The sequence below is a fragment of the Streptomyces sp. NPDC001880 genome (genome assembly GCF_053594575.1).
In genome coordinates, this window is sequence record NZ_JBSFET010000151.1 from 1 (window position 1) to 8,704 (window position 8,704).

The 8,704-nt window shown below is 68.6% G+C and carries 14 protein-coding genes; all 14 read right to left on the reverse strand.

Going from position 1 to position 8,704, the window contains the following annotated elements:
- Positions 1–43: 43 nt before the first annotated feature.
- The 14 genes from ACWCQ6_RS34435 to ACWCQ6_RS34500 all read right to left on the reverse strand — a co-directional run bounded on the left by ACWCQ6_RS34435 (position 44) and on the right by ACWCQ6_RS34500 (position 8,501).
- On the reverse strand, positions 44–262 hold the full coding sequence (locus ACWCQ6_RS34435; protein ID WP_451096038.1) for a hypothetical protein: 219 nt from the start codon (positions 260–262) through the stop codon (positions 44–46).
- A 35-nt stretch (positions 263–297) separates the two neighbouring features.
- Positions 298–534, reverse strand: coding sequence for a helix-turn-helix domain-containing protein (locus ACWCQ6_RS34440; protein ID WP_451096040.1), 237 nt, complete (start codon positions 532–534; stop codon positions 298–300).
- 358 nt (positions 535–892) lie between these two features.
- Positions 893–1,225, reverse strand: coding sequence for a ParB/RepB/Spo0J family partition protein (locus tag ACWCQ6_RS34445; RefSeq protein WP_451096042.1), 333 nt, complete (start codon positions 1,223–1,225; stop codon positions 893–895).
- 30 nt (positions 1,226–1,255) lie between these two features.
- Complete coding sequence (locus tag ACWCQ6_RS34450) at positions 1,256–1,753, reverse strand: hypothetical protein (RefSeq protein ID WP_451096044.1); 498 nt, start codon at positions 1,751–1,753, stop codon at positions 1,256–1,258.
- A gap of 14 nt (positions 1,754–1,767) precedes the next feature.
- Positions 1,768–2,175: a hypothetical protein gene (locus ACWCQ6_RS34455; protein WP_451096046.1), complete on the reverse strand. Its 408-nt coding sequence runs from the start codon at positions 2,173–2,175 to the stop codon at positions 1,768–1,770.
- A gap of 23 nt (positions 2,176–2,198) precedes the next feature.
- Positions 2,199–2,630: a hypothetical protein gene (locus ACWCQ6_RS34460; protein ID WP_451096048.1), complete on the reverse strand. Its 432-nt coding sequence runs from the start codon at positions 2,628–2,630 to the stop codon at positions 2,199–2,201.
- Between the two features lie 190 nt (positions 2,631–2,820).
- A complete protein-coding gene (gene traB / locus ACWCQ6_RS34465; protein ID WP_451096050.1) occupies positions 2,821–4,830 on the reverse strand; it encodes a plasmid transfer protein TraB in 2,010 nt (669 codons plus the stop codon).
- A gap of 35 nt (positions 4,831–4,865) precedes the next feature.
- The gene (locus tag ACWCQ6_RS34470) at positions 4,866–5,084 is read right to left on the reverse strand and encodes a hypothetical protein (protein ID WP_451096052.1); all 219 of its coding nucleotides are present in this window, start codon (positions 5,082–5,084) and stop codon (positions 4,866–4,868) included.
- Between the two features lie 41 nt (positions 5,085–5,125).
- A complete protein-coding gene (gene traA, locus ACWCQ6_RS34475; protein ID WP_451096054.1) occupies positions 5,126–5,659 on the reverse strand; it encodes a plasmid transfer protein TraA in 534 nt (177 codons plus the stop codon).
- Between the two features lie 55 nt (positions 5,660–5,714).
- Positions 5,715–7,031, reverse strand: a complete 1,317-nt coding sequence (locus ACWCQ6_RS34480; RefSeq protein ID WP_451096056.1) for a hypothetical protein — start codon at positions 7,029–7,031, stop codon at positions 5,715–5,717.
- A 21-nt stretch (positions 7,032–7,052) separates the two neighbouring features.
- Entirely contained in the window at positions 7,053–7,460 is a 408-nt protein-coding gene (locus ACWCQ6_RS34485; protein ID WP_451096058.1) for a hypothetical protein, read from the reverse strand.
- 66 nt (positions 7,461–7,526) lie between these two features.
- Positions 7,527–7,919, reverse strand: coding sequence for a DUF3307 domain-containing protein (locus ACWCQ6_RS34490; protein ID WP_451096060.1), 393 nt, complete (start codon positions 7,917–7,919; stop codon positions 7,527–7,529).
- 100 nt (positions 7,920–8,019) lie between these two features.
- Entirely contained in the window at positions 8,020–8,196 is a 177-nt protein-coding gene (locus ACWCQ6_RS34495) for a hypothetical protein (protein ID WP_451096062.1), read from the reverse strand.
- A gap of 86 nt (positions 8,197–8,282) precedes the next feature.
- A complete protein-coding gene (locus tag ACWCQ6_RS34500) occupies positions 8,283–8,501 on the reverse strand; it encodes a hypothetical protein (protein ID WP_451096064.1) in 219 nt (72 codons plus the stop codon).
- Between the last annotated feature and the right edge of the window lie 203 nt (positions 8,502–8,704).

The following is an 8,704-nucleotide window of genomic DNA, read 5'->3' on the forward strand; positions in this document are numbered from 1 at the left end:
ACGCCCGCTCTGACGCGCACGTCAGAGCAGTCTTGCGATGCATTCATCCCCGGCGTGAACGCCGGGGCTTTCTGGCAAGAATCCCGGTAACGATTGCGGTGCGGGCGCCGATCTTGTCGGCGATGTCCTGCCAGTGGTCACCCCATGAGGTACTGGCGCCGAGGGGGATGCGCTGGGGCGGACATTGGTCGACGACGAGGATGAACGGCGGCCGGTCGTCGTCGGCGCCTTCGGGGAGTTCAAGGATCTGCAGGCGGGCCATGGCGCGGGCTCCTAGTCAGTGGGGATCTACTCAGGTCAGGCCGCCTCGGCGACTTCGGGCAGCGGCGGCGCCTCGCCGGGAGTGATGAGCTCGCGCGTCCATTCGTCGCGCTCGGCTTTGTTCAACTCGAAGACGCTGTAGCGCACGTTGCCGCGGCCGGACCCGTATCGCCGGATCCGCCCTTCGTGTGCCCAGCGCCGGATTGTCACGCCGGGCCGGCCTGCGTAGTAGGCGGCGTCCTTCTCGCTGACGAGTCCACGAACGGCGGCCATGGTCACCTCCGCCGGGAATGACTGAGGGCCGCCTCATCGGGCGGCCCTCATCGACACACGTGTCCAGTGAGGCAGACGATACGTTCGCCCACGTCATCGCGTCAACCTATGAATGAATCTCCTGCGATAGCCACCCGCTATCCACGAGACTGGCGTCATGACCACGGTTTTCACGGTGCAGGCGGACAGCCGAGAGGAGTGCGCCGCCGAACTGGCCCGTATGTGCGCGGCTTTCGACCTGCGGCCGCTACTCCCGCCGACTCGGTCGACGGGGACGGAGCGGTGGCTGGCTCGGGCCGCTGCGGACACGAAAGCCCCGGCCGGGGAAGGCCGGGGCCGAGCCGTGCGGTGACGCCTTTTACAGGTCCAGCACGTGGTAGGGGAACGGGTCGCGCTCCATCCGCACACCGGCCGACTTGATCCAGTACCAGCGAAACGGAAACTGCTTGACGCCCAGGTCCATGATGACGACGGCCCGATGATGCCCGTCGGCGACGTATACGTCTGTGGGGTGGCGCTCCGAGATGCCCAGGATGAGCGGCTCCTGAAGTCCGCCCTTGCGGATCGACTCTTTGAGCTCCGCGACCTTCGCACGGTCCTTGTCGCGGGACTCGAAGTACCGCACGGCGTCACGCCATCGTCGGTACTCGGTCGGCCTGATCTGCGTGTCACTGAGGAGCCTGGTCGGCATCCGACCTGTCCATTTACCCATCAGGGTCTCCTAGTTCGGGTGGTTGGTGGTCTTGGCCCACAGGCCGCGGGTGTCGGTGTGGACGGTGCGCGAGTCCTGGACCACGTCGCCGTTGTAGTGGTGGTGGTGTGTGGGCGGGCCGGCCTCGACGGTGGTCTTGACCCGCCCGACGAGCCGACCGATCGCCAGGACGAGCACGGTCGGCGCGCCAAGGAGGACAGCGCACACGACGGGGTCGGCACTCCCGGACGCCACCATGACGAGGCTGGCGCCGCCGCCCAGTAGAAGCGACGCGGCGCCCGCGGACAGCATCAGGGCGCTGGCATCCGTGGCCCGCTGGCTCATCGGGGGCCGGCCGGGCTGCGGTACGGGCGGGGCGGTTCCGATGACAGGGAGCGGGGTGTTGTCACGGTAGGAAGTGGCCTGCTGGTCGAGCGCTTCATTGACGGCCTCGATGAGCTGGTGGGCCTGGCCGGGGATGGACTGCCCGGCCTGGGCCTGCTGCTGGTACGGCTCGGGCAGCTGCATGGCGGTGGGGTCTCCTATGCGATTCGGAAGGTGCCGGGGCGGCGGGTTTCAATGGCGGGCACGGGTTCGACGGCCCAGTACGGATCGGTCGGCCTACCGCCAGTCCAGCGGCCATGGCCGCTGAGGCGGGCTAGCTGCGCTTCGGTCAGGCCGCACGCGCAGCGGCCTGAGGCGAGAAGGAATACATGGGAGCCGAATCGCGTCCAGTCGAGTCCGTCGTGGGCGATGAGAATCAGCTCTCGCGCTTCGGCGGGGGTGGAGACGACCGCTAGAGGCTCCGATCCCCTGGTGATCAGGTATGCCACGTTCTCGTCAGTCGCGTCATGCTCGATCGCGGGTGCTGGCTCGTCGGATTGATGCGTGCGGCTAGGGTCACGCTGGGGCGCCGCAAGGGCCTTGAGGATGAGGTCGAGCAAGCGCATGCCAGTCTCCTTAGGGTGCCGGGCTAGGCGATTCGGAAGATGCCGGGGCGACGGGTTTCGGTGAGCTGGCCGGCGTCGACCAGCTCGGTGATGTGCTCGGCGATCCAGGTGCGGGACCGGCCGATGCGCGGGGCAGCCTGGGTAAGGTCCGCGGTTGTGATGCGGGTGCACCCGGCGGCTGCGAGTTCGGCGAGGAGCCCGGCAATGACCTGGGCGGCACGTTCGGGGGTGGAGTAGCCGGGCCGGTTCTCGGCGAGGTCGTCTCGCAGGAAGTCGAGAAGCCTCTTCTGCTGCCGGGCCGTGAGGCTGGTGGTGGATGCGAACGCCCAGGTCGGCGGGTAGCGGATTTCGAGGCGTGCAACGGCCGGTTCGGGGTCGGCATCAACGGTGGTCCAGGTACGGAAGGCTGCAGCTAAGACCTTGGCCCGCGAGCCGTCCGTTTCGGGCGATTTCACAGGTTTGTCTCCAGTGTCAGGGAAAGGTGTCAGTCGGAGGGCCGTCACGCGCGCGCACGCGCATGACCTATAGAGATCGGCCCTCCGGAGGGGGTCTGACACCCGAAACTGACTCTTGATCAAGGGATTTGGGTGTCAGAACGGTGTCACCGCAGGTCAGAGGGGGTGTCAGCGCTGACACCCCTAGGTGTCAGACCTCTGCCATCTCCGGATACAGCAGCCGGTAGACACCCGCCCGATCGGTTTCTGACAGGTGAATTCCGGCGTCTGACAGGCCCCCGAGGGCTTCTGACACCCAGGGTCGTGACTTTCCGATGCGCGATCCCTTGCCGTAGGGGCCGAAGTCCTTCGGCCCGATGAACTCCTTCTCCTCGGCCCGGAATTCGTCGAGCATCGCCATCAGCGCCTCCATGCCAGCCTCCGGGGTCTTCTCCTGAACCGCGGGTGCGGGCTGCCCGAACGACCATGTCTCGCCCTCGGCAATGGGCGGGATCTCCTGCTCGGCGTCCACAGCGGGCACGTACCCGTCGTCGTCGGGGTCGTCGCCGACCATGGCCTCGATCTCTCGGTCGACTTGCTTCTCAATCAGCGCCTTCTCGGCGGCGGCGGTCTCGTCCTTGGACATGACGATGGTCTCCTGTCCGGGGGTGTCAGTGCTGGTCAGGGCGGTGTCGGCGTCGTACCGGGTGCGGTTGGCGTAGGCCTCGCCCGCAGCGGCCGCGGTGACGGGGTCGACGGGTGTGCGGGGCATGACGGCGAGCGTGCCGCCGATCTGGTCGTCGTCGATCAGGTAGGTGCGCAGCGGGGTTGCGTACCGGTCCTCGTCGACGCCGGGTGCGACGAGGTAGGCGTATCCGGGCTTGCGGTTCTCCCACGCTTCGGGGCGGGCGCCGGCGTCTCGGACGTCGTCGGGGAGGGCCATGTCGGCGGTGGTGGAGCCCTTGACGCCGAAGCACAGGACGCCGCCAAGCTGTTCGCGGACGTCGGTCGGCATCGAGGTGGCGGACGGGCGCTGGAGGCTGATGATGACGGAGATTCCGGCGGAGCGGGCCTCCATGACGAGGCCTTCCATCTCGGTGCCGTTGCGGAAGAATTTCGCCGCTTCCTCGATCCACACGATCATGTAGGGCATGCCGAGCTGCTCGAACGCGTCCGGGGTCCAGTTCTTGTAGCCGTGGCGGCCGAGGTGGTCGGCTCGGGCTGTGATGACCTGGGACAGGGCGTCGATCATCTCGTTGCCGCCGGCTTCGGTCATCTCGACCCAGTCGAGGTGGGGCAGGAAGGGGGCGAATGTCTGCTGCCCCTTGGACGGGTCGACGGCCCACACGATGACGTCGCGCCGGGTCAGGGCGTCCGTCATGGCAACGCTGATGCCGGTGGACTTCGCCGAGCCGTTCATGCCCGCGGCCAGGAAGTGCGTGCCGTTCCTCTTGGTCTCCTCATCGAACGGGAACCAGAGGACGGTCACTTCGCCGTCTTCGTAGATGCCGATGTGGATGGGCTCGGTGATGCTGCCGCCGGGGCTGGACGGACCGGGCCAAATGGTGCTGGTCTTCAGCTCGTCCTTGGGGACGACGACGAGCGTCGCCTGGTCGGCCCGGTCGGGGTCGGGGACGATGCGGATGCTGGTCGGGGACACGCCGAGCTCGCCCGCGATGTGCTTGATGCGGTTGCCGAGGTCGTCGGAGGTGACCTGACCGGCAGAGAGCTGCAGGGGGGCGGTGACCTTATTCGGCTCGATCTTCGGCTTGCCGCGGAGGGCGACCTTGGCGTCGCCGATCGCCTTGACGAGGATGCCGGTCTCCGCGTTGCCGCCTTCCTTCTGCGGGTCGACGTTGACGCGCAGGGCCTGGCGGATGTTCCACGAACCTGCTGCCACAGACCCGCCGATGACGAGCACGGACGCCATGGCGGGCTCGAACGGGCCCGTAACCGTGCCGACGACGAGGTAAGCGGTACCGACGCCGGTGGACAGGGTGGCGTGGATGCGGCGCCCGACCTTGGTTCCCTCCCCCGCCCACCACGTGGCGGCGGTCAGTACACCGGCTGCGATGGTGAGCCCGATCGCGGCGGGTACGGAGTCGCCCCAGTAGTGGTGGGCGGCGAAGGTGGCGGGGACCTCGGCGGCAACAGCCAGCCACGGCCTCATGCGGGGGTGCTTGGTGGCCTTCCACAGGTCGGCCTTCGGGCTGTCAGCCACGGGATGTACTCCTGTTTCTGGGTGTGTGTGGGAGGTCAGCTGTTCCGGGCGGCGTGCTTGTCGGCTGTCTGCTGGATGAGGTCGGTGAGGTCGAACTCGATCGCAAGGTGGATCGGGGTGGTGCGCTCGATGTCCTTGCGGGCGCCGTATTCCCCCGGCTCCAGGGCCAGCAGTTGGGCTTCGAGCTGCTTCGTGGCTGCGTCGAGGAGGTTGACGGCCTCCGCGATGGTGGTGGCGATCCATGTCTGCTTCATGGGTGCGGTCCTTCGGGGGTGAGGTGTGGAGGGCGGAGGGGTTAGCGCCAGCCGAAGGGCTGACGGGGCTTGGGCTGGGCGCGGCCCTTGCCGATCGTCCGGAGCTCGGACTCGAATTCCCGCTCGAATGCCCCGTAGAGGCTGGCGAAGTACTTCTGCTGCGCCTTCTGTGCGGCAGCGGCCTTCTTCAGCCACCGGGTGACACGGCGGGAACGGGCGCGGGATCCGCTACGACTCCCGGACGTGTCGGGGATGGTACGGAGGACGGCCTCCAGGTGGTCGGCATCCATGGCCAGTTCCGTGGCCCCGTTCCGTGACTTCTTACGGTGGTGCTCACAGAACGCGCGGATGTCCTCGTTGCTCATGAAGTCGGAGCCGGGGACCTTCCCGCCTCCAGCGGCACCAGCTGCGCCGGCCTGCTGGCCGACACCGCCGCCGCCCTGCTGGGTGACCTTCGTGAAGCCGAGGGAGACAGACGGGTTGAAGCCGCCGCCGGTTCGGTTCCTGTTCACGGTCTGCGGCCCTACGGTGGCGCCGTTGGTGGGCGGGGTAGTCGGCCTGGGCGGAGTGTTCACGAGGTTCTCCTTCGAGTGGGGCGGGCGCCCGGGTGGCGCCCGCTGGAGCATGCGGTCAGTTGCTGTCGGTGGAGGCGTTGCGGATGGCGCCAGCCGTCTGTTCCAGGGCTGCCTGCTTGCGTGCGAGAGGACTGTTGGGCGGGGCATCGCCAGCGCGTCGGACGGGCGGTGTACCACCGTTGTTGCGGCGTCCGTCGGGGGCGTCCGGGTCGCGCTTGGCGCGAGGCCCCTTTTGGGATTTGATCAGGGAAAACTCACCGATTATCGGGACGTCGGTGACGGCCTTCACGCGGGCCTGCTGGGCGCGGGAAGCGGCCTCCATGTCGAGGGTGATGCCGACCGTCTTGCAGCCCGTGACGCGGTGCCATGCCTCGCCCCAGATCTGCTCGGTGACGTACTGCGAGCCGCGGGCGGATCGGAGCGCGTCGGCAACAGCCCACACCTTGGGGTGGTGCTCGCGACGGTCGGCGTCCTTGCGTTCCTGCTCGTCCTCGGCGCGCTTCTGCGCGGCCAGCTTCTCGACCGTCGCCGCGTGCTCAGCATCCGCCTTTTCGCGGCGCGCCTTTTCGCGGGCAGCGTCCGCCTCGGCCTTGGCTCGGGTGGCTGCCCGGCGCTCACGCCAGGACGGGATCCCGTCGGCCTTCTGCGCGATGCCGTGCTCGTAGGCCATCAGGACAATCGGCCCGCCGAGGGAGGCAATGGCGCCGATGAGGCCGGCATTGAGGCCGATCTCGTCGTCAGTGATCCCGCCGTACATGTTGATCGCCGCGGCGATCACCGCGCCGAGCATGATGCCGATCCGGTAGGGGGTTACGTCCCGGCGGTGGGCGACCGCCCAGGCGGCTCCGAGCGCCAGCACCAGGGCGAGGCCTTCCAGCAGTCCGGGAGCGGCGACAAGGAACGGTCGCTTCGGGTCCCAGAAGTGCATGAACTGCACTGGCGCGGCAATGATCAGGCCGACGGCGTAGATACCGCGGGCGCCCCACTTCCAGCACCGCTCGGTGCGCTGCTGCTCCGCCGCCCGCCCGGCTTCCTCCTCGGCCTCGTCGGCGGCGGTCTTCTCGGCTTTCTCCTTGGCGGCGTCCGCCTCGGCCTTCTTCGCAGCCTTCTCCGCGAGAAACGTCTCGTGCGCCGCCTGGTCCTTCTCCAGCTTCATGCGGCCGCGCTCGTTGGCGAGCCGCAGTTTCTCCGCTTCCTCGGCGGCGAGGGTGCGGGCGGCGGCAGATTCGCCTTCGGCTTTGATGCGGGCGGCTTCGGCTTCAGCCGTGGCCTTGGTGCGGATGGCGTCCGCCTCGGCGAGCGCGACCGGGTCGAACCGCGGCTCGGCGGCCACGGGGCGTCCGTTGACCTTCTCGATGACGGAGGAGCTCACGAGGATCAGTCCCTTTCTGAATCAGCGGGTGGGGGTGGGCTGGCTCTTGAGCCAGTTCTCGACGTCGCGGGCAAACCCGCCGTCGTCACCGGGCTCTTCCGGCTCGGCTCCGTCATCGCCGTCGTCGGTGTCGCCGCCGCAGCACTGGCACTCGGTCCCCTGCCAGATCCGCCCGGACTCCCACAGCCCGTGAGCGAGGGTGCCGACCAGGTCGAGGGCCCAGCTCGGGCCAGCGAGCACCAGCGCGGGGAGTAAGGCGCCGGCCGGGAAGCCGGGCACCCCGGTGACGACGAGGACGGCAACGAGGGCGATGAATCCGGCGCCGCGCCACTGGTGGTGGGAGCGGTTGAGGAGTACCTCGCGCGGGTGGAGGGCAAGGTCGCGCCAGAGGTGGAGCAGGTCGGCAACGGGTCGGGGCAGGTGCTTCATCGGGGGCTCCCGTCTGTTGTGGTGGCCTCGCGCCGTGTTCCAGGGCGGTGGGGTCAACGCACCGGGTCAGGCGGAAAGTGCGAGGGCGGCGATCAGGAGTGCGGTGACGTGCGCGGTCTGGTCGACATGCACCGCACCGCCGTGCTGGGCCCACTTGGTCTGGCGGGCAAAGCGCATCCATGCGGCGACCGGCCAGCGGCGGTCGATGATGCTGTGCGTCGCACCGACCCACAGCAGCGCTACCGCGGCGGACAGAGCGGTTAGGGGCAGGTCCAAGACCAGGACCCCGGCGGCCAAGGCTGCAGCCGACACGAGGACGTGCGTTCCGGCGTGGGCGAGGTTGGCGCGCCAGCCGGCCGCGGACTTCTCGGCCTTGCACCCGGCCTGGTGATCCGTCTGAAACGGGTAGTCGGACAGCAGGTGGGCGCCGTACAGAAGGGCGAACAGGTCCGGGAACACGTGGATCTCCTTCGGATGGGACGGGTGGCGGGGTGGAGTTCGGAGTGCCCCGGACCCGATTCGATCGGGCGCCCGGGCGGCTGCTGCCGGGGCTGTGGGGTCAGCGGCAGCCGGGCACGTGGCACCCGCTGCGGCCGGAGTACTGGACGTGGCCCCTGCCGCAGGTCACCCACATGTCCTGCTCGGCGCGGCGGCGATCGTTCTTCTCGGCCTCGGCGTCAAGGAGCGCCTCGATCTCAGCGGTCGTCATCGAGTCGACGTTCTTCTTGCCGAACATGGAGTTCTCCTCAGGTTTGGGTCCGGTTGGTCCGGGCCTCTCTGCCGCCACCAGCCGCGGGGCTGGTGCCGACAGGGCGGGCCGGGTCAGTCCTGGTGGAGGTAGGCGATGTGCTTGATGCGGTGCTCGGGGATCAGCTGGCGGAAGCCGTCGCTGTAGCGGAGTTCGAGGTAGTCGCCGTCGTGGTCGTAGGACTCCAGGCGGGGTGCTTCACCGCCGAGGTCGGCGAACGTCCCGACTCGGGATCTGCCCTGGGTGAATGCCTGGCTGTCGGTCGTGACGATCTGGAACGTGGGCTTGCTCATGGGAGAGTCCTTTCAGGTCGGGCGGTGGGGGGTCCGGTCGCCGAGCCGACAGACGACCGGACCCGGCGGGGGGTGGTCAGACCATGTCGCGGTACTCGTCGACCATGTCGCTGGTGTCGGCGAGGAGCTTGGCCGCGTGGGCAAGGAGGGTGCACTTCTCCGTGCCGTCCGTGGTGTCGGCGTCGGCGAGGTAGGTCGCGGCG

Excerpts from the sequence above, each read along its gene's own strand:
- ACWCQ6_RS34445 (WP_451096042.1), bottom strand. The coding sequence starts at position 1,225 with ATGCCGACCAGGCTCCTCAGTGACACGCAGATCAGGCCGACCGAGTAC.
- ACWCQ6_RS34435 (WP_451096038.1), bottom strand. The coding sequence starts at position 262 with ATGGCCCGCCTGCAGATCCTTGAACTCCCCGAAGGCGCCGACGACGAC.
- ACWCQ6_RS34470 (WP_451096052.1), bottom strand. The coding sequence starts at position 5,084 with ATGAAGCAGACATGGATCGCCACCACCATCGCGGAGGCCGTCAACCTC.
- ACWCQ6_RS34495 (WP_451096062.1), bottom strand. The coding sequence starts at position 8,196 with ATGTTCGGCAAGAAGAACGTCGACTCGATGACGACCGCTGAGATCGAG.
- ACWCQ6_RS34485 (WP_451096058.1), bottom strand. The coding sequence starts at position 7,460 with ATGAAGCACCTGCCCCGACCCGTTGCCGACCTGCTCCACCTCTGGCGC.
- ACWCQ6_RS34440 (WP_451096040.1), bottom strand. The coding sequence starts at position 534 with ATGGCCGCCGTTCGTGGACTCGTCAGCGAGAAGGACGCCGCCTACTAC.
- ACWCQ6_RS34455 (WP_451096046.1), bottom strand. The coding sequence starts at position 2,175 with ATGCGCTTGCTCGACCTCATCCTCAAGGCCCTTGCGGCGCCCCAGCGT.
- ACWCQ6_RS34450 (WP_451096044.1), bottom strand. The coding sequence starts at position 1,753 with ATGCAGCTGCCCGAGCCGTACCAGCAGCAGGCCCAGGCCGGGCAGTCC.
- ACWCQ6_RS34500 (WP_451096064.1), bottom strand. The coding sequence starts at position 8,501 with ATGAGCAAGCCCACGTTCCAGATCGTCACGACCGACAGCCAGGCATTC.